General features: G+C 71.6%; 18 protein-coding genes. 10 read left to right on the forward strand and 8 right to left on the reverse strand.

Annotated features, from left to right (window positions below):
* Positions 1–69: 69 nt before the first annotated feature.
* The gene (locus F6X53_RS17390) at positions 70–543 is read left to right on the forward strand and encodes a RidA family protein (protein ID WP_151001459.1); all 474 of its coding nucleotides are present in this window, start codon (positions 70–72) and stop codon (positions 541–543) included.
* Entirely contained in the window at positions 543–1,316 is a 774-nt protein-coding gene (locus F6X53_RS17395; RefSeq protein WP_238297181.1) for a glycerophosphodiester phosphodiesterase family protein, read from the forward strand. The genes F6X53_RS17390 and F6X53_RS17395 overlap by 1 nt, the downstream gene beginning before the upstream one ends.
* On the opposite strand, the gene F6X53_RS32900 is transcribed toward F6X53_RS17395, so the two are convergent.
* Both F6X53_RS32900 and F6X53_RS32905 read right to left on the reverse strand, forming a co-directional pair.
* The gene (locus tag F6X53_RS32900; protein WP_238297179.1) at positions 1,317–1,655 is read right to left on the reverse strand and encodes a HigA family addiction module antitoxin; all 339 of its coding nucleotides are present in this window, start codon (positions 1,653–1,655) and stop codon (positions 1,317–1,319) included.
* Between the two features lie 12 nt (positions 1,656–1,667).
* On the reverse strand, positions 1,668–1,949 hold the full coding sequence (locus F6X53_RS32905; RefSeq protein ID WP_210386389.1) for a type II toxin-antitoxin system RelE/ParE family toxin: 282 nt from the start codon (positions 1,947–1,949) through the stop codon (positions 1,668–1,670).
* Positions 1,950–2,101: 152 nt separating this feature from the next.
* Here F6X53_RS32905 and F6X53_RS17405 point away from each other — a divergent pair, with 152 nt between their 5' ends.
* The 3 genes from F6X53_RS17405 to F6X53_RS17415 all read left to right on the forward strand — a co-directional run bounded on the left by F6X53_RS17405 (position 2,102) and on the right by F6X53_RS17415 (position 5,093).
* Positions 2,102–3,328, forward strand: coding sequence for a GNAT family N-acetyltransferase (locus F6X53_RS17405; RefSeq protein WP_151001460.1), 1,227 nt, complete (start codon positions 2,102–2,104; stop codon positions 3,326–3,328).
* 2 nt (positions 3,329–3,330) lie between these two features.
* Complete coding sequence (locus tag F6X53_RS17410; RefSeq protein WP_151001461.1) at positions 3,331–4,491, forward strand: M20 aminoacylase family protein; 1,161 nt, start codon at positions 3,331–3,333, stop codon at positions 4,489–4,491.
* An 89-nt stretch (positions 4,492–4,580) separates the two neighbouring features.
* Positions 4,581–5,093 carry a glutathione peroxidase gene (locus F6X53_RS17415; protein ID WP_151001462.1) on the forward strand — a complete coding sequence of 171 codons (513 nt, stop codon included), beginning with the start codon at positions 4,581–4,583 and terminating at the stop codon, positions 5,091–5,093.
* Positions 5,094–5,123: 30 nt separating this feature from the next.
* Here the strand turns inward: F6X53_RS17415 and F6X53_RS17420 are convergent, their stop codons facing one another.
* Positions 5,124–6,095 carry a cation diffusion facilitator family transporter gene (locus F6X53_RS17420; protein WP_151001463.1) on the reverse strand — a complete coding sequence of 324 codons (972 nt, stop codon included), beginning with the start codon at positions 6,093–6,095 and terminating at the stop codon, positions 5,124–5,126.
* Between the two features lie 312 nt (positions 6,096–6,407).
* On the opposite strand from F6X53_RS17420, the gene F6X53_RS17425 reads away from it, so the two are divergent.
* Positions 6,408–6,833, forward strand: coding sequence for an HIT family protein (locus tag F6X53_RS17425; RefSeq protein WP_151001534.1), 426 nt, complete (start codon positions 6,408–6,410; stop codon positions 6,831–6,833).
* On the opposite strand, the gene F6X53_RS17430 is transcribed toward F6X53_RS17425, so the two are convergent.
* From F6X53_RS17430 to F6X53_RS17440, 3 genes are all read right to left on the reverse strand, one after another.
* Complete coding sequence (locus tag F6X53_RS17430; RefSeq protein WP_151001464.1) at positions 6,834–7,259, reverse strand: PilZ domain-containing protein; 426 nt, start codon at positions 7,257–7,259, stop codon at positions 6,834–6,836.
* An 87-nt stretch (positions 7,260–7,346) separates the two neighbouring features.
* A complete protein-coding gene (locus tag F6X53_RS17435) occupies positions 7,347–7,580 on the reverse strand; it encodes a hypothetical protein (protein ID WP_151001465.1) in 234 nt (77 codons plus the stop codon).
* 156 nt (positions 7,581–7,736) lie between these two features.
* Entirely contained in the window at positions 7,737–9,794 is a 2,058-nt protein-coding gene (locus F6X53_RS17440; RefSeq protein WP_373875961.1) for an NAD(+) synthase, read from the reverse strand.
* Between the two features lie 267 nt (positions 9,795–10,061).
* On the opposite strand from F6X53_RS17440, the gene F6X53_RS17445 reads away from it, so the two are divergent.
* Positions 10,062–13,637, forward strand: a complete 3,576-nt coding sequence (locus F6X53_RS17445) for a DNA translocase FtsK (protein ID WP_151001467.1) — start codon at positions 10,062–10,064, stop codon at positions 13,635–13,637.
* Positions 13,638–13,741: 104 nt separating this feature from the next.
* Positions 13,742–14,671, forward strand: coding sequence for a LolA family protein (locus F6X53_RS17450; protein ID WP_151001468.1), 930 nt, complete (start codon positions 13,742–13,744; stop codon positions 14,669–14,671).
* Positions 14,672–14,696: 25 nt separating this feature from the next.
* Here the strand turns inward: F6X53_RS17450 and F6X53_RS17455 are convergent, their stop codons facing one another.
* Positions 14,697–15,428: a lysophospholipid acyltransferase family protein gene (locus F6X53_RS17455; RefSeq protein ID WP_151001469.1), complete on the reverse strand. Its 732-nt coding sequence runs from the start codon at positions 15,426–15,428 to the stop codon at positions 14,697–14,699.
* Between the two features lie 205 nt (positions 15,429–15,633).
* Between F6X53_RS17455 and F6X53_RS17460 the strand changes: the two genes are divergently transcribed.
* Positions 15,634–16,443, forward strand: a complete 810-nt coding sequence (locus F6X53_RS17460; RefSeq protein ID WP_151001470.1) for an exodeoxyribonuclease III — start codon at positions 15,634–15,636, stop codon at positions 16,441–16,443.
* A 178-nt stretch (positions 16,444–16,621) separates the two neighbouring features.
* Here the strand turns inward: F6X53_RS17460 and F6X53_RS17465 are convergent, their stop codons facing one another.
* Positions 16,622–18,148 (reverse strand): amino acid permease, encoded by a 1,527-nt coding sequence (locus tag F6X53_RS17465; protein WP_151001471.1) that lies wholly within the window; start codon positions 18,146–18,148, stop codon positions 16,622–16,624.
* Between the two features lie 296 nt (positions 18,149–18,444).
* On the opposite strand from F6X53_RS17465, the gene rpsO reads away from it, so the two are divergent.
* On the forward strand, positions 18,445–18,714 hold the full coding sequence (gene rpsO, locus F6X53_RS17470; RefSeq protein ID WP_151001472.1) for a 30S ribosomal protein S15: 270 nt from the start codon (positions 18,445–18,447) through the stop codon (positions 18,712–18,714).
* The last annotated feature ends 111 nt before the right edge of the window (positions 18,715–18,825 follow it).

Here is an 18,825-nt window from a genome sequence, read left to right on the forward strand (position 1 = left end):
ATGCCTGTGCAGGACAGCCCGGCGCGGCGCCCGCGAGGGCGGCGCCGGATGCGCTTCGGGAGCACCATCATGAGCACCGTCAAGGAACGTCTGGAGCAGCTGGGTCTGACATTGCCGAGGGCGGCGGCGCCGGTCGCGAACTACGTGCCCTTCCTGCGCACCGGCAACCTCGTGGTGATCTCCGGCCAGATCTGCTTCGGGCCGGACGGCATGCTCAGCCCGGCCCATACGGGCAAGCTCGGCGCCGAGGTCTCGGCCGAGGACGGCATCGCGGCGGCCCGGCTCTGCGCCCTCAACGTGCTGGCGCAGCTCGACGCGGCGGTGGGCGACCTCGACCACGGCGTCGTGCAATGCGTTCGCCTGGGCGGCTTCATCAACGCGGTGCCGAGCTTCGCCGGGCTCGCCGGCATCATGAACGGCGCCTCCGACCTCATGGTCGAGCTCCTCGGCGACCGCGGCCGGCACGCGCGCTCCACGGTGGGTGTCGCCGAGCTTCCCCTCGACGCGGCCGTCGAGGTCGAGGCGATGTTCGAGGTGAAGTAGTGGGCTTGCCGCCCGCCGCGCCGGGGCCGAACGCTCCGGACTGGCTCACCGCGCGCCCGATCGCGCATCGGGGCCTGCATGACCGCGCGGCCGGCCTGCCCGAGAACACGGTCGCGGCGGCGCTGGCGGCGGTGGCGGGCGGCTATGCCATCGAGTGCGACGTGCAGCCGAGCCTCGACGGCGACGCGATGGTGTTCCACGACGCCGCGCTCGGGCGCCTGACGACGGCGTCCGAGGCGGTCGCGTCCCGCAGGGCCGCCGACCTCGAGACCCTGGCGGTCGCCGGGACGGCCGAGTGCATCCCGACCCTCGGGCGCTTCCTCGCGAAGATCGGCGGGCGCGTGCCCGTGATCATCGAGATCAAGTCCCTGTATTCCGGCGACCTCGCGCTGACCCGGCGGGTCGTCGAGGTCGTCTCCGCGCAGGACGGGCCGGTGGCGCTGAAATCCTTCGATCCCGGCATCGTCGTGGCCCTGCGGGCGCTCGCGCCGGGCATCCCGCGCGGCATCGTGGCCGAGACCACGCAGGACGATCCCGCCTACGCCATGATGGCCCCGACGACGCGCCGCGCCCTCTCGGACCTCCTGCATCTCGGCGAGACCCGGCCCGATTTCCTGTCATGGCGGGTCGACGACCTGCCCTGCGCGGCGACGCATCTCTGCCGGCTCCTCGGCGGCCTGCCCGTGATGACCTGGACGGTGCGCAACGAGGACCAGCGGGACAGGGCCGCGCGCCACGCCGACCAGATGGTGTTCGAGGGGTTCCGGCCCTGATCAGGCGGCCGCGCGCGGCATCGGGGTGATCCGAGCGAGCGCATCGCCGACTTCGGCCTCCGCGATACGCAGGTCGTACTGCGCCTGAAGGCTCAGCCACAGCTCGGCCGAGGTTCCGAGATAGCGACCGAGCCGGAGGGCCGTGTCGGCGGTGATGCCGATCTCTTCGCGGATGATGCGCTCGATGCGCGTGCGCGGTACGCCGCAGGCCTTGGCGACCGCGTAGGCGCTCAGGCCCAACGGCGTCAGGAACTCTTCCCGCAACACCTCGCCGGGGTGGAGGGGCGGAAGGGTCTCGACGATGTCCAGCGCGGCACCGGTGTCGGAAGCCTCGTCCATCCGGATTCTCCGTCAGTGATCATCCACGATTTCGACCTCCGCCGGTCCGGCCTCGGTCCAGCGGAAGCAGATCCGGTATTGATCGTTGATCCAGATCGCGTGCTGGCCTGCCCGATCGTGAAGCAGGGGATGCAGCCGGTTGCCCGGAGGCGCCCGGAGATCGCCGAGATCGCGCGCGCGATCGAGATAGACGAGCTTGCGGCGGGCAGCCTGGAAGATGTTCGCGGGAAATCCTCTCGGCCGCCGCCCCTGATGGACGGCCTCGGTCGTGCGATCCGCGAAGCTCTGGATCATGCGGCTTCCCTGCGGATCGTCCTTAGTATCAATCAATGATACGAAGAACACAATGAAGAAGCAGCGCCGGTCCCCGGGTAGGCGCTCGCCTGCGACGGCGGCGCGCCGGGCTCCGGCTTGCCGGTCCCCGGCGCATGACTAGATTGGCCGGCATGGAAGAACGCGGCAGGGCGGCCGAGGCCGCGACGGAACTTCGGGTCCGTGCGGTCACGGATCTCACGCAGATCGGGGCCGCCGCGTGGGATGCCTGCGCCACCTCGCCCGAGACCCTCGGGGCCGGGGACGAGACCCACAACCCCTTCGTCTCGCACGCCTTCCTGTCGGCCCTCGAGGAGTCGGGCTGCGTCTCGCGCCGGACCGGCTGGTTGCCCCTGCACGTCGCGGTGGAACGGGGCGAGCAATTGATCGGGGTCGCGCCCTGCTACCTGAAGACCCATTCCCAGGGCGAGTACGTCTTCGATCACGGCTGGGCCGATGCCTACGAGCGCGCCGGCGGCAGCTACTACCCGAAGCTCCAGGTCAGCGTGCCCTTCACCCCCGTCACCGGGCCGCGCTTGCTGATCGCGCCGGGGGAGGACCCGGACGCGGCGGTGGCCGGGATCGTCGCGGGCCTGCGGGCGCTTCGGGCCGAGACCGAGGCCTCCTCGATCCACGTCACCTTCATGCGCGAGCGGGAATGGGCGCAGGCCGGAGCCTTGGGCTTCCTGCAGCGCACGGACCAGCAATTCCACTGGGAGAATGACGGCTACGCGAGCTTCGAGGATTTCCTCGGCGCCCTCGCCTCCCGCAAGCGCAAGGCGATCCGGCGCGAGCGGCGCGACGCGCTCGCCGACGGCATCACCATCGAGACGCTCACGGGCCCGGACCTGACCGAGGCGCATTGGGACGCGTTCTACGCGTTCTACACCGATACGGGGGCCCGCAAATGGGGGCGGCCCTATCTCAACCGGCGCTTCTTCTCCCTCCTGTCCGAGCGGATGGCCCGGCGCGTGCTTCTGGTGATGGCCTCCCGGGCGGGGCGGCCGATCGCCGGGGCCTTCAACCTCATCGGCGACGCCGCCCTCTACGGCCGCAACTGGGGCTGCATCGAGGATCATCCCTTCCTGCATTTCGAGGTCTGCTATTATCAGGCGATCGATTTCGCGATCCGGCGCGGCCTCAGGCGGGTGGAGGCGGGGGCGCAGGGCGAGCACAAGCTCGCCCGCGGCTACCGGCCGGTGCTGATGCACTCGGCCCACGACATCGCCGACCCGGACCTGCGCCGGGCGGTGGCGGACTACCTCAAGCGCGAGCGCGCCCACGTGCAGGACGCCGCGAGCGTGCTCGACACCCTGACGCCGTTCCGGCGCGACACCCCTCACACCGAGAGAGACGCGTAAGCATGAGTCCGCTCGACCGCATCAAGACCTACGCCGACGAACTGACGGCGCTCCGCCACGACATCCACGCGCATCCCGAGCTCGGCTTCGAGGAGGTGCGGACCGCGGGCCTCGTCGCCGACCTGCTCCAGGGCTACGGCATCGAGGTGCATCGGGGCCTCGGTGGCACCGGCGTCGTCGGCATCCTGAAGGGGCGCACGGAGAATGGCCGCCGCATCGGGCTCCGGGCCGAGATGGATGCCCTGCCGATCGAGGAGGCGACGAACCTGCCCTACCGCTCGACGGTGCCGGGCAAGATGCACGCCTGCGGCCATGACGGGCACACCACGATGCTGGTCGGCGCCGCCCGCTACCTCGCCGAGACCCGCGACTTCGACGGCACCGCCGTGTTCGTGTTCCAGCCGGCCGAGGAAGGCCTCGGCGGCGCCCGCGCCATGATCAAGGACGGGCTCTTCCAGAAATTCCCGGTCGACGAGATCTACGGGCTGCACAATTCGCCGAACGGGCCGCACGGGCGGCTCAGGACGCGCCCCGGCCCGATCATGGCGGCGGCCGATTTCTTCGACATCCGCATCATCGGCCGCGGCGCGCACGCGGCCGAGCCGCAGCGGGGCATCGACCCGATCGTGGTCGGCACCGCCCTGGCGCAGGCGATGCAGTCGATCGTGGCGCGCAACGCCGACCCGCTGAAATCCTGCGTCGTCTCGATCACGCAGTTCCATGCGGGGGCGGCCTACAACGTGATTCCCGAATCGGCCCATCTCGCCGGGACCATCCGGACCTTCGACGCAGCGATCCGCAGCCTCGCCTCCGAGCGCATCCGCGCGCTCGCCAAGGGCTACGCGGCGGCCTACGGCGCCGAGATCGAGGTCGAGATCCAGGACGTGTTCTCGGTCCTCGAGAACAGCGCCGAGCAGGCGGCGGCGGCGGCCGAGATCGCGACCGAGCTATTCGGGAGCGACAATGTCGAGGCCGATTGCACGCCGCGCATGGGCAGCGAGGATTTCGCCGACATGGTGATGGCGGTGCCCGGCGCCTATGCCTGGCTCGGCGGCATCCCGGGACCGGGGCTTCACAACGCCTCCTACAATTTCGACGACAGCCTGATCCCGCTCGGCAGCGCCTACCTGGCGCGCCTCGTCGAGCGCCGCACCGTCGCCTGAGCGGGCGATCCCGCTTTGTGGGGCCGCGTGATTTTTCGCGCGACCCCGCGGCCGTGCCGCGGCAGAATGCGGCCATGCAGGACGCGGCCATGACGACGATCCACGATTTCACCCCGGACGGCCCCGACGGCACGCCCCATCCCCTGGCGCAGTACCGGGGCAAGGTGGTGCTCATCGTCAACACGGCCTCGAAATGCGGCTTCACTCCGCAATACGAGGGGCTGGAGGCGCTCTGGCGCGCGCACAGGGCGGCGGGGCTCGTGGTTCTGGCCTTCCCGTGCAACCAGTTCGGGGCGCAGGAGCCGGGCGACGCCGCCGAGATCGCCCGCTTCTGCAACCTCACCTACGATGTCAGCTTCCCGGTCCTCGCCAAGATCGACGTGAACGGGGCGGGAGCCGACCCGCTCTTCGTCCATCTCAAGGCCGAGAAGCGGGGCTTGCTCGGCACCGAGGCCATCAAGTGGAACTTCACGAAGTTCCTGATCGGGCGGGATGGCCGGATCATCGGCCGCTACGCGCCGCAGACGAAGCCCGCCGCCCTCGAGGCGGCGATCGCGGGAGCGCTCGCCGAGCGCGACGGGGTCTACGGCGAGGGGATTTGACGCGGGGCCTCAGGCGCTCGCTGCGAGTGCTCAGGCGCTCGCCGCGAGTGCGGGCGCCCGGGCCGCGCGCTCCTGCGCCTGGATCTCGATGAAGACGCGCCGGACTTTGGGGCTGCGCGCCCTGAGGGCCTGTTCGAGGCGGGCCACGCTCCGCTCGACCTCGCCGGCGCTGAGGTCGTCGGCCATGTCGAGGCTGAGATTGACCAGGATGTCGTCGGGTCCGAGATGCTGGGTCAGCACCTCGTTGACGTGGTCGACGCCGGGCTCCCCCCGAACCAACTCCCGGATCGCCGCCACGATCTCGGGGTCGGCCGCCTCCCCGATCAGGAGGCCGTGCGTCTCGATCATCAGGAAGAGCGCCATCCCGACGAGGACAAGGCCGATTCCGATCGAGGACCAGCCGTCGAGGACCGGCATGTCGAGGATCTCGGCCAGGACCACGCCCGCGATGGCGATCACGAGGCCGATCAGCGCGGCCACGTCCTCGATCAGCACCGTGAACAGGGCCGGGTCCTTGCTGCGGCGGATCGCCGTGATCGGCGGGCGGCTGCCCTTCTCGGCCCAGAACGACCGCAGGGCGACGAAGCAGGAATAGCCCTCCGCCGCGACGGCGAAGCCGAGGATCGCGAGGTTCACCCAGAAGCCCGAGAGGTGGTGGCCGAGGATCACCGCGTCCGAGACCGGCTCCGGGTGCTGGATCTTGTGGATGCCCTCGTAGATCGCGAAGGCGCCGCCGCCGAGGAAGATGAACAGCGCGACGATGAAGGCGTAGAAGTAGAGCTCGCGGCCGTAGCCGAAGGGGTGGCGGGCATCGGCCGGCTTCTTCGCCCGCTTCAGCCCGACGAGGAGCAGGATCTGGTTGGCGGTGTCGACCAGGGAATGGGTGCCCTCGGCGAGCATGGCCGAGCTTCCGGTCAGGAAGGCGCCGACAAACTTCGCCGCCGCGATGGCGAGGTTGGCGCCGGCCGCCGTGAAGATGGCGCTGTTGCTCTCATGGGCCATGCCGACCGTCTCCTGGAGCGGAAATGCCGCGGGCCCGGAACGCCTCCGAGCCCCCGGGTTCCGTCAAGCCTTGCTCTCTCGGGCAAGCCTTACTGTGTGGGAATCCAGCCTCAACGCGCGGAGCGGGGTCGCGGTTCGGCGGGAAAACCCGTTCGGCGGGAGAACCCGTTCGGCGGGAGAACCCGATCGGCGGGAAAACCCGGCCGCGCGCCCGTGGACGCGCCCGGCGCCGCGGTGCATCGTGCGGCCCCGATCCCTGCCGACGATTTTTTCGCCGACGGAGCCGCCATGAGCGCACCTGCCGAGCCGACGATGCCCGCCTACGACCCGAACAACATCTTTGCCAAGATCCTGCGCGGCGAGATCCCGGCCCACACAGTCTACGAGGATGCCGAGACCCTCGCCTTCATGGACGTGATGCCCCAGGGCGAAGGCCACACGCTGGTGATCCCCAAGGCGCCGGCGCGCGGCCTCCTCGATGCCGAGCCGGCCTCGCTCGCGGCCCTGGCGGCCACGGTGCAGCGCGTCGCCCGGGCCGTGAAGGCGGCCTTCGCGGCGGATGGGCTGACGGTGTTCCAGTACAACGAGCCGGCGGGCGGGCAGACGGTGTTCCACCTGCACGTCCATATCGTGCCCCGCCACGAGGGCGTGCCCCTGAGGCGCCACGAGGGCGGCATGGCCGACCCGGCGCTGCTCGCGGGCCATGCCGACCGCATCCGGGCGGCGCTCGGCGCCTGATCAGGCGACGCTGGCGGAGCTCGCGGGCTGCACCATGGTGGCGAGGACCCGGCGCAGGGCGGCGTTCTCGCCCTCGAGTTCGCCGATGCGGCGCAGGAGGACCTCCATCGAGGCGTCGAGGGCGGGCGCCGGCGGCGGGCCCGACGGCGCGGCGGGGGCGGCCTCGGCCGCCGTGGCGGTCTCCGAGAAGGTGATGCCGACGCCGTCCTCCCGGCGCCAGCGCAGAACCGACCGGTAGGTCCGGTCCTTCTGCGGGATGTAGAGCTCGAACACCTCCGGGAGCGTCGTGGTCTCGCTCAGGGCAAGCCGCGCGCCGGAGGCGGAGAGGTCGCGCACGAGGCAATCCATGCTCGATGCGCCGTGGTTGAAGTTGATGCGGCCCTTGAGGAAGACCCTCTGGCGCGTCTCTTTGCGATGTTCCGACATCGGTCGGCCCTCAAGTTCCCGGACGTGCCGGACCCTCGCATGGCAGCCCTTAAGGAATGCTCGCCGGAATGCGCGACTCGCGCCGCCTCAGGCGCAGGTGAAGCGCCGGTCCACGGTCTGGAACAGGTAGAAGCCGTTGAAGCGGATCGCGGTATCGGCCGCCCGGTCGTCGAAATCGAGGGGGGCGCCGCCATCGCGGTCGAGCTTGCCCCCGAAGGTCCAGCGGCCGCCGCCCAGGAAGGCCGGCACGGCGCAGGCCTCGGGCACCGCGCAGCAGAGGCCGTCCACGCTCTTCAGGCGAAACAGGTTGTAGCTCCGCATCGGTGCACCTCCGCTGGGCTGCCCGGTCCCCGCGGCGGTGAGCGTCGCGGTCCCGAGGTCCTGTCACGGCACGATCATCCCCGCGAGCCGCGACTCGGCCAGGAGGTCATGCGCGAGGCCACGGCATAGTCGCACATTCCGTCACGTTTGTGTCGATCAGGTTTCGGGGACGTTGCGCTCGAGTTCCGCGAGCCAGGTGCGCGCGCTGGCATCGGAGGGCGCGCGCCAGTCGCCGCGCGGGGAGAGCGCGCCGCCGGCCGAGACCTTCGGGCCGTTCGGGAGGGCCGAGCGCTTGAACTGGCTGAAGCCGAAGAAGCGCGCGACGAAGACCCCGAGCCAGTGCCGGATCTCGGTCAGGTCGTAGGCCCGCCGCTTCGCCTCCGGGAAATCCGGCGGCCAGACGCCGTGCCGGGCATCGCTCCAGGCATGCAGGGCCAGGAAGGCGATCTTCGAGGGCCGGAACCCGTAGCGCAGCGTGTAGAACAGGGTGAAATCCTGCAGCGCGTAGGGGCCGATCTTGGCCTCGGTGCTCTGGGGGCCGGCATCGGCCTCCGCCGGGACGAGCTCGGGCGAGATCTCGGTGTCGAGGACCGCCTGCAGGGTGCGCCCGACCTCCGCGTCGAACTGGCCGGTCCCCATCACCCAGCGGATCAGGTGCTGGATCAGGGTCTTGGGCACGCCGGCATTGACGCCGTAATGGCTCATCTGGTCGCCGACCCCGTAGGTGCACCACCCGAGCGCCAACTCCGAGAGGTCGCCGGTGCCGATCACGATCGCGGCGTTCTGGTTGGCGAGGCGGAACAGGTAATCGGTGCGCAGGCCCGCCTGCACGTTCTCGAAGGTGACGTCGTAGACCGCCTCGCCCCGCCCGAACGGGTGGCCCATATCGGCGAGCATCTGCTTGGCCGCCGGGCGGATGTCGATCTCCTGCGCGCTACAGCCGAGGCTGCGCATCAGCGCGTGGGCGTTGGACTTGGTCGCGTCCGAGGTCGCGAAGCCCGGCAGGGTGTAGGCCAGGATGTTCGCGCGGGGCAGGCCGAGGCGGTCCAGCGCCTTGGCGACCACGATGAGGGCGTGCGTCGAATCGAGGCCGCCCGAGACGCCGATGACGACCTTGCGGGTGCCGGTGCTCTCGAGCCGCTTGGCGAGGCCCGCGACCTGGATGTTGTAGGATTCGTAGCAATCCTGCGCCAGGCGCGCGGGGTCGGCCGGCACGAAGGGGAAGCGCTCGACCCGGCGCAGCAGGCCGAGATCCTCGGCCGGCGGCTCGGCCCGGAAGGCGATGCGCCGGTAATCGCCCGCGCGCGTGCGGGCATTGTCGTCGAAGCTGCCGGCCTGGAGCCGGTCCTGGCGGATCCGGTCGAGGTCGATATCGGCGAGCGTCGCGACGGGGCCGGCCGCGAAGCGCTCGCCCTCGGCGAGGCGCACGCCGAGCTCGTCGATGCTGGTCTGCCCGTCCCAGGACAGATCGGTGGTGGATTCGCCGAGGCCGGCGGCCGCGTACACGTAGGCGCAGAGGCCCCGCATGGCGGCGGCCCGGGTCAGGAGGGCGCGCGCATCCGCCCGCCCCACCGTGATCGGGCTGCCCGACGGGTTGACGAGCACGCTGGCGCCCGCCAGCGCCGCCCGCATCCCGGGGCCCTCCGGCACCCAGAGGTCCTCGCAGATCTCGATGCCGACCGTGAGGCCCGGGAGGTCGGCGGCCTCGAACAGGAGGTCGGTCCCGAAGGGCACCGCGTGGCCGGCGACCCGGATCGTCTCGCCGGTGATTCCGGCGCCGGGGGCGAAGTGGCGCTTCTCGTAGAATTCCCGGTAATTCGGCAGGTAGCTCTTGGGCACCACGCCGAGCAGGCGCCCGCCCTGGATCGCCAGGGCGCAATTGTAGATCCGGTTGCGCCAGCGCAGCGGCGCCCCGACCACGAGGAGGGGGCGCAGGGTCCCCGAGGCGCCCACCACCGTGCCGGCGGCGGCCTCGACGGCGTCCAGCAGGGTGTCCTGGAGGAACAGGTCCTCGATCGCGTAGGCCGAGAGGTTCAGCTCCGGGAACACCGCCAGCACCGCGCCGTGGGCGTGGCATTCCCGGGCGAGGTCCAGGGTCTCCTCCGCGTTGCGCTCCGGCTCCGCCGGGTGGCTGCGGCCCATGCAGGCCGCGACCCGGGCGAAGCCGTGCCGGTAGAGGGAGCGAAAATCGGACTGCGAGGGAGATGAAGCCAACGTGAGGAGAATCCGAGCGAGGAACCGACCCTCCATCCTAGAGCGATCGGGCGCCTCTCTCCAGGGGGCCGCCCGCGCGGCAGCGCTCCATACTCCGCCGGGCCACGCTTCCGCGAGGCCGCCGCGTGACGTCCGGGGTGCCGTTCGGGGACGGTGCGGGACCCGGCCGAGGGGCCGATTTCAAGCGTCTGTTAACGACGATCGGCCTAACTGGCCGGGAGCCGCCCCGTCTGGGGCGAACCCTTGTTCGAGTCATCTTGAGAATCCATGCGCGCATCGGGACGGCCTCCGTATTCCCATCGTGATCCCTCCCGCCCCGGCCGGGGCGGCGACCGCTCCGGCCTGTCGATCGGTGCCCTGGCGCACCGGCTGATGTCCCTGCGGGCGAGCCTGACGCGGCGCCTCGCCGGCGCGCCCCCCCGCCCGAGCTACGCCATCGCGGGCACGCGGCCGGCGCCGAGCTGGCTCACGGCGCCCCACGCCATGATCGGCCGCGGCCCTGACGAGATGCAGGATTCCGACGAGGCTCCGCTGCGGAGCGCCCGCCAGCAGGGCGCCGGCGAACCGCGCTACGAGCCGCCCCGGCGCGAAGCGACGGGCTCGGCCTGGCCGGCGCCCGCGCCGTCCGCGCAGGCCTGGTCCGCCCAGCTCTGGCCCGCCCAGCTCTGGCCCGCCGAGGTCTTCGACGACCGGGCGAGCCTCGACATGCTGGCGCCCGCCGCGCGTCCCCAGAGCCGCATCGACGTGGCCGCATCGAGCCCCGGCGTCCTGATCCGCTCGCCCCGCCGCCCCGCCGCGATCACGCCGGAGGCCGAGATGCCGGGCCTGGAGGCGCCCATGATGGCTGCCATGACGGGTGCCATGACGGGTGCCATGCCGGCCTACGCCGCCGAGCCCGAGCGGCCGGCCGTGCGCTACACCCGCACCCCCGACACCGTGCTGCACGAGCGGCGCCAGCGGGCCCTCGATGCCGAGCGCGCCGCCCTCGCCCAGGCCCAGGCCGAGGCGCAGGCCGCGACGCTCGCCCTCGAAGCCGAGCGCGCCGCGACCGAGCGCGCCGCGCAGGAGGCGGCCGAGGCGGCCTCCGCCGAGCCGCCGGTGCCCCTGTGGCGCCAGCCCTTCGTGCCGCCGCCGGGCGTTCGCTTCTTCCGCACCCCCGACCGGCGCCCGGCCAGGCCCCCGGCCGTCGACGCCTCCGCGCATGTTCCCGAGGCCGCCTCCGCGTCGCTGGCCGCCTCTGCGCCGCAGGCCGTGCAAGCGCCGCTTGCCGTGCAAGCGCCGCAGGCCACGCCTGAGCGCGACTGGTCCGAGGTGCCCGATTGGTCGGACATGCAGCCCTGGTTCGAGGGGCAGGACTGGTCCGCCATGGAGGCCTGGGCCGCGATCCAGACCGGGGCCGAGACGCCGGCCGAGCCTTCCGCCGACCGCGCGGCGGCGCCCGACAGCGACGCGTCGTCGGAGCGCTTCGTCTCGGTTCCCCTCGACATCTCGCTCCTGCGCGCCCTGCCGCCGGGCCCCGTCTACGTGCTCGACCGCCTCGTGCGCTTCGACGGGACCCGCCTGCCCCGCCCCGCCCACGGGCAGGATAACGGGCAAGGCAATGGACAGGACAATGGACAAGACAAGGGGCAGGATCACGCGGTGACGATCGACGGGCAGGCGCAGGAGATCCCCGCGCCGGCCTCCATCCGCCCGGCCCTCTCGCTCGTCTTCGGTCCGGGCACGGATTTCGCCGCGCGGCCCGAGGCGGTCATGCCGGCCGCCGCGCCGGCCCCGGCGCCCCGCCCGCGTCCGGTCTCGGCCATGGCCGCCCGCGCGGCGATCCGCGGCATCGAGCCGCCGGCACCCGTGTCCGAGGCGCAAGGGATCGCGCCGGCCGGCGCACCGGGTCCGGCTCCGCTTCCGCTCACGACGCTTGCCCGGCCAGTCGCGGTCCCGGTCGCCGCGCTGCCGATCGCGCCGCGCCCGGTCCTGCTGCGCGGCAAGGCGGCCCCCGAGGCTCCGGCTCCCGAGCCGGTCGCGACTTCGGAGCCGGCCCCGGCTTCGGAACCCGTCGAGGCCGCGCCGGAGCCGATCGAGGCTGCCGCCGAGCCAACCCCCCTCCCCGCTCAGGCGATTCCTCTCATCGCCCCGCGCGCCATCCTGCCGGAGCCGCGCTCGACCCTGATCCCGGCCGGGCGCCACCTCGCGGTCGCGACCATCCAGAACGACGATTACGAGCACCCGTCCCTGGAGCTTCTGGCGATGCCGGAAGCGAGCGAGGGCGAGGAGGTCGATGCCGACGTGCTGGAGCAGAACGCCCTGAACCTCCAGCAGACGGTGCAGGATTTCGGCGTGCGCGGCGACATCCTGGCGGTGCGCCCCGGGCCCGTCGTCACCCTCTACGAGCTCGAGCCCGCCCCCGGCACCAAGTCGAGCCGCGTCATCGGCCTGTCGGACGACATCGCCCGCTCGATGTCGGCGGTCTCGGCCCGCGTGGCGGTCGTGCCCGGCCGCAACGTCATCGGCATCGAATTGCCGAACGAGACCCGCGAGACCGTGTATCTGCGCGAGCTCCTGGCCTCGCCGGACTTCTCGGTCAGCAAGCACAAGCTGGCGCTGTGCCTGGGCAAGAACATCGGCGGCGAGCCGATCATCGCGGACCTCGCCCGCATGCCGCACCTGCTCGTTGCCGGCACCACGGGCTCCGGCAAGTCGGTGGCCATCAACACCATGATCCTGTCGCTCCTCTACCGGCTCAAGCCCGAGGAGTGCCGCCTGATCATGGTCGATCCGAAGATGCTGGAATTGTCGGTCTATGACGGCATCCCGCACCTGCTCTCCCCCGTCGTCATTGACCCCAAGAAGGCGGTGATCGCCCTCAAATGGGCGGTGCGCGAGATGGAGGAGCGCTACAAGAAGATGTCCAAGATCGGCGTGCGCAATATCGACGGCTACAATGCCCGCATGGCCGAGGCGCGCGCCAAGGGCGAGGTGATCCTGCGCACCGTCCCGGCCGGCTTCAACCGCGAGACCGGCGAGGCCGTGTTCGAGCAGGAGGCCATGGACCTGTCCGCCCTCCCCTACATCGTGATCGTGGTCGACGAGATGGCCGACCTGATGATGGTGGCGGGCAAGGAGATCGAGGGGGCGATCCAGCGGCTGGCGCAGATGGCGCGGGCGGCGGGCATCCACCTGATCATGGCGACGCAGCGCCCGTCCGTGGACGTGATCACGGGCACGATCAAGGCGAACTTCCCGACCCGAATCTCCTTCCAGGTCACGAGCAAGATCGACTCGCGCACGATTCTGGGCGAGATGGGCGCCGAGCAGTTGCTCGGCCAGGGCGACATGCTGTTCATGGCCGGCGGCGGGCGGACCACGCGCGTGCACGGGCCGTTCTGCTCGGATGCGGAGGTGGAGAGCGTGGTGGCGCATCTGAAGCGCCAGGGCCGGCCGGCCTATCTCGAGGCCGTCACCGCCGATGACGGGTCCGGCGAGACCGAGAAGGGCGCCAAGGGCTCGAAGGCGGAGCGCGCCGAGCGGGCCGAGCGCCAGGAGGAGCCCGAGGAGGCGGAGGTCGCGGTGTTCGACGTCGGCAGCTTCGTGGCGAGCGGCGGCGGCGAGGCCGGCGGCGACCTCTACGAGCAGGCCATCCAGGTGGTGCTGCGCGACAAGAAAGCGTCCACGAGCTACATCCAGCGCCGCCTCCAGATCGGCTACAACCGCGCCGCCTCGATCATGGAGCGCATGGAGATCGAGGGCATCGTCGGCCCGGCCAACCATGCCGGCAAGCGCGAGATCCTGGTCGAGGGCGGGCCCTCCGCCATGATGTCCGGCGGGATGATGTACGACGACGATTGAGCCTCGCGCCGGCCCCTCGGGGCCGGCGTCGCATATTCGCCACAGGGCGGGGCTCTAAGCACGCAGCCTCCCGCCCTTCCTCCCGCTCCCGGAGTACGCCCACGATGATCGGCCGCCGCCAGAGCCTGCTTGCCGCGTCGCTGCTCGTCCTCGCGGGCGGCCTCCTCCAGCCCGACCCGGCCGCCGCGCAGGTCTCGTCCTTCCTCGACGGCCTGTTCGGCCGCAAGGAGGAGCCCGCGCCGGAACCCGCGCCCGCCCCGAAGCCTCCCGCACCGGCCGCCGCGCCCAAGAAGGCGGCCGCGAAGCCCGCCAAGGAGACCAAGGAGGCCAGGAGCTCCGACAAGTCCGGGGAGAAGGGCAGCGAGAAGACCGGGAGCCTCAAGGCCGCCGCGCACAAGGCCGCGCCGGCCGAGGCGAAGGTCGCCGCTGTCGGCGCGCCCAACGCCGCAATCGCCGCCGAGGATGCCGACCCCGCGACCGTGCTCGCCCAGGCCAATGCCTATTTCAACGGGATGACGACGCTCACGGGCAACTTCGTCCAGATCGGCGCCGACGGGCGCCGGATCGGCGGCAAGCTGACGCTCGCCAAGCCTGGCCGCCTGCGCTTCGATTACGACCAGCCCTCGCCCCTCGAGGTCGTCGCCGACGGCACCTCGGTGGCGGTGCGCGACCGCCGGCTCTCGACGCAGGACCTGTACTTCATCGCGCAGACGCCGCTGAAATTCCTGCTGCGCGAGAAGATCGACCTTGCCCGCGACCTCTCGGTGACGGATGTCGCGAATGATCCGGGCGGCATCCGCATCGCCCTCGAGGATCGCTCGACCCTGGGCGGCACCTCGAAGATCCAGCTCTTCTTCGACGCCGAGATGAAGACGCTGAGCCAGTGGCGGATCACCGATCCGCAGGGCTACCAGACCATTGTGCAGCTCTCGAACCTGCAGAAGGGCAAGGCCGTCGACGGGATGCAGTTCGTGATCAATTACGGCCGCGCCGAGGACAAGGCGCTGCAGCAGCAGATGCAGCAGCGCCCCTAGGCGTCCGAGGCCCCCGCCTCGGCCGTCAGGGCATCTGCAGGCCGAGTTCGGCCGGGCGCCAGCGGTCGAGTTCGCGGTCGATCGCGCCCTCGGTGCCGCGCAGGAAATCGGCGGAGGGCAGGCCCGGCGCCAGGGCGTCGAGATAGCTCACCACCACGGTGCCGGCCCGCGTGCGCGATCCGCTCGGCCAGTACAGGCCGGAATTGACCGCCACCGGCAGCACCCGCAGCCCGAGCCGGCCGTAGAGCAACTCGACGCCGCGCTTGAACTGGACCGGATCGCCGATCGTGCCCCGGGTGCCCTCGGGGAAGATCAGCACCGAGCGCCCCGCCGCCACCGCCGCCCGGCTCTCGTCGATCATGGTGCGGAGCGCCTGGGTGCCGTTCGCCCGGTCGATGATGATCATCGGCGAGCGGCGCAGGAACCAGCCCACCACCGGGATCGCGATCAGCTCGCGCTTGGCCACGATCGCGACGTCCGGCACCAGGATCAGGAAGGCCAGGGTCTCCCAGGCGGATTGGTGGTTGGCCACGATGAGGCAGGGCTCGCGCGGGATGCGGTCCCGTCCCTCCTCCACGTAGGTCAGCCCCACGAGGTGGCGCAGCCCGAACAGGATGCCCCGCGCCCAGAGCCGCGTCGCGGCCCGGATCGGCCGGGCCGGCGAGCCGGAGGCGGCGAACACCACCAGGGGGGCCAGGAATAGCGAGGTCCAGGCGGCCCAGTAGACGTTGAAGAGCACGGAACGGGGATGCGGCAAGAAGTGGCCTCTGCGGGTGTCGGCCCCGGGCCATAACCCCTCCGCCGCCCGCGCGCACGGTTTTTCCGTTCTGGCGGCCCCCGGCGAGACGCGCCGCCGCACCCGCCCGGCCCGCTTCGGGCCCCGCGCCACGCTGCTGCCGAGCTCTCGCCAAGCCCGAAAAATCCGCTATCGAGGGATCGCTCCTCCCTCGCGAGTCCCGCCCTTGCGCTTCACCGTCACCACCTGGAACATCAACTCGGTGCGCCTTCGCATCGACCAAGTCCTGCGCTTCCTCGCCGAGGAGCAACCGGACGTGCTTTGCCTGCAGGAGACGAAATGCCCCGACGACGCCTTCCCGCTGAAGGCGCTCCGGGGCTCGGGCTACGAGCACGTCGTGTTCGCGGGCCAGAAGGGCTATAACGGTGTCGCGATCCTGTCGCGCCACCCGCTCCTCGGCCGCGACGTGATGGCCTTCTGCGAGCGGGCCGATGCGCGCCACATCTCGGCGGTGCTCGGGCCCGAGGCAGGCAAGGCCGCCGGCCTCGTTCTGCACGATTTCTACGTGCCGGCCGGGGGCGACGTGCCGGATGTGGGCCTGAACCCGAAATTCGCGCACAAGATCGACTTCCTCGACGCCCTGCGCGCCTGGGGCGGGCGCCGGGTCTCGGGGCCGGCGATCCTCGTCGGCGACCTCAACGTGGCGCCGCTGGAGCACGACGTCTGGTCGCACAAGCAGCTCCTCGACGTGGTGAGCCACACCCCCGTCGAGACCGAGCGGCTGGAGACCCTGCGGGGCGAGGCCGGCTGGATCGACGCCGCCCGCCTGCTGACGCCTGAGCCCGAGAAGATCTACACCTGGTGGAGCTACCGCTCCCCCGACTGGGCCGCCGCCAACAAGGGCCGGCGCCTCGACCATGCCTGGGTCTCGCCCGACCTCGCCGGCACGGTGCGGGGCGTCTCGGTCGCCCGCCACGCGCGGGGCTGGGAGCGCCCGTCCGACCATGTCCCGGTGACGCTCGCGCTCGATCTCTGAGGGCGCAGGCGTGAGGCATCGTGGGGGCTTGCGGAACGGCGGGGGCCGTCGCGGCATTCTTCCCGCACGATGCGGGTTCTTCGGCCCGCGAACCTCACAGAGCGAGCGGCCTTCCCCCCATGCGCAAGATCCTCATCGCCTTCCTGCTCCCCAAGGTCATCCAGTTCCTGCGCCGGCGCTACGGCGGCGGCCGCGCCGGCAACCGCTCGTACTGAGCGGCCCTGCCCCGCTTCAGGCCCGCGCGCCGGCGCCCGTAGCCGGCGTAGATCGCGAGTCCGATCGCCAGCCAGACGGCGAGGCGGATCCAGGTATCCCCCGGCAGCCCCGCCATCAGGGCGAGGCAGGACAGGATGCCGAGGCCGGCCACGACCGGCGCCGCCCGGACCCGGAAGGGCCGCGGGCGGGCCGGCTCGGTCCGGCGCAGCACCAGCACGGCGGTGCAGACCAGGATGAAGGCCAGCAGCGTCCCGATGCTGACGAGCTCGCCCAGGATATCGATGGGCACGAAGGCGGCGACGAGCGCCGTCACGAGCCCGATCAGGCCCTGGCTCAGGGCGGGCGTGCGGGTCACGGGATGCACCCGCGCGAAGGCGTCGGGCAGGAAGCCGTCCCGCGCCATGGCGTAGAAGATCCGCGCCTGCCCGTAGAGGGCGGTGAGCGCCGAGGTGGTGAGCCCGATGAGCGCCCCGAGCTTGATCACGATCGCGAAGGTCCCGAGCCCGATGGCGTCGATCGCCTTGGCGATGGGATCGGCCACGTCGAGGTCGCGATAGGGCACGAGCCCGGTCAGCACGGCGGCCACGGCCACGTACAGGATCGTGGTGAGGAGAAGGGACCCGAGGAGGCCGACGGGCGCGTCGCGCTGCGGCGTCCGGGTCTCCCCCGCCGCCGTCGCCACGGTCTCGAAGCCGATGAAGGCGAAGAACACCACGCCCGCCCCCCGCAGCACCCCGCTCCAGCCGAAGGACCCGAAGGTCCCGGTATTCTGCGGCACGAGCGGCGACCACAGGGCGGGCGTCAGGTGCAGGGCGCCGACGCCCACGAAGGCCAGGATGATCGCGACCTTGAGGGCGACCAGCGCGGCATTGGCCCGGGCGGCGTCGCGGTTGTCCCGCACCAGGAGGGCGGTCAGGGCGAGCACGATCCCGGCGGCCGGCAGGTTCACGAGGCCGCCCGCGCCCGGCGCCCCCGCCAGGGCGGCCGGCAGGGCGAGGCCGAGATCGGCCAGGACGCTCTGCGCGTAGCCCGACCAGCCCACCGCCACGGTGGCGGCCGCCATGGCGAATTCCAGCACCAGGTCCCAGCCGATGATCCAGGCGCAGAGCGGCCCGAGGGTGGCGTAGGTGTAGGTGTAGGTCGAGCCCGGGACCGGGATCATCGCGGCGAGCTCGGCGTAGCAGAGGCCCACGAAGGCGCAGGCGATGGCGCCGAGAAGGAAGGACAGGACCAAGGCCGGCCCGGCATATTGCGCGGCGGCGGTGCCGGTCAGTACGAAGATCCCGGCCCCGATCGTGGCGCCGACGCCGATACAGACGAGGCTGAAGGCCGAGAGGTTGCGGGCGAGCGGCGGCCCCTCCGCCTCCGCCTGCTCGGCGAGGATCCGGGCGACCGGCTTGCGGGCGATCAGCGCGCGGAGATCCGGGCCGGCGGGCAGGATGCGCAAGGGCTTGCTCCCATTCCGGCACCGGGATTCGGGCGCTGGCATTCCGGCACCAGGATCCCTGTACCGGGATTCCTGCACCGGGGTATCCCGGGCGGCAAATCCTGCGCCAGGGTCGAGGCCTTGGACAAAGCGGCGCGGGGCCGCGCAGGAGAGGGCTGGCGCGGTCGGCGGTTTCGTGTATGGTCCGCGCGGCCTCGACCCGGCAACGGGCGGGGCTTGAACCGCTTGGGGGTAGACCCTGCTGGACGACATCCCGGCAGCGGCCAAGGCCCGAGCACGCGCCCTCCCGGCAACGAGGGGGGCCGCATTTCTACACCCCATCCCGAAAGGCAGATGCGATGTCGATCACGGCAGAGCGCAAGACCGCGCTCATCAAGGAATACGCGCAGGGCGGCAAGGACACCGGTTCGCCGGAGGTCCAGGTGGCGATCCTCACCGAGCGGATCACCAACCTGACCGGCCACTTCAAGACCCACGGCAAGGACAACCATTCCCGCCGCGGCCTCCTGAAGCTGGTCTCGCAGCGCCGCTCGCTGCTCGACTACGTCAAGCGCAAGGACGAGGCCCGGTACCGCTCGCTGATCGAGCGCCTCGGCATCCGTCGCTAAGATCGAACGCGCGGTTCCGGGCCCGGCCCGGGACCGCGTTTGAACAGCGACGGGGCGGAATGGGTCCGGCCCGTCGATCCCCGGGCGACTTCGAGGCACGACGCCAGGGCA

This window comes from Methylobacterium soli, assembly GCF_008806385.1.
GTDB classification, from domain to species: Bacteria; Pseudomonadota; Alphaproteobacteria; order Rhizobiales; family Beijerinckiaceae; genus Methylobacterium; species Methylobacterium soli.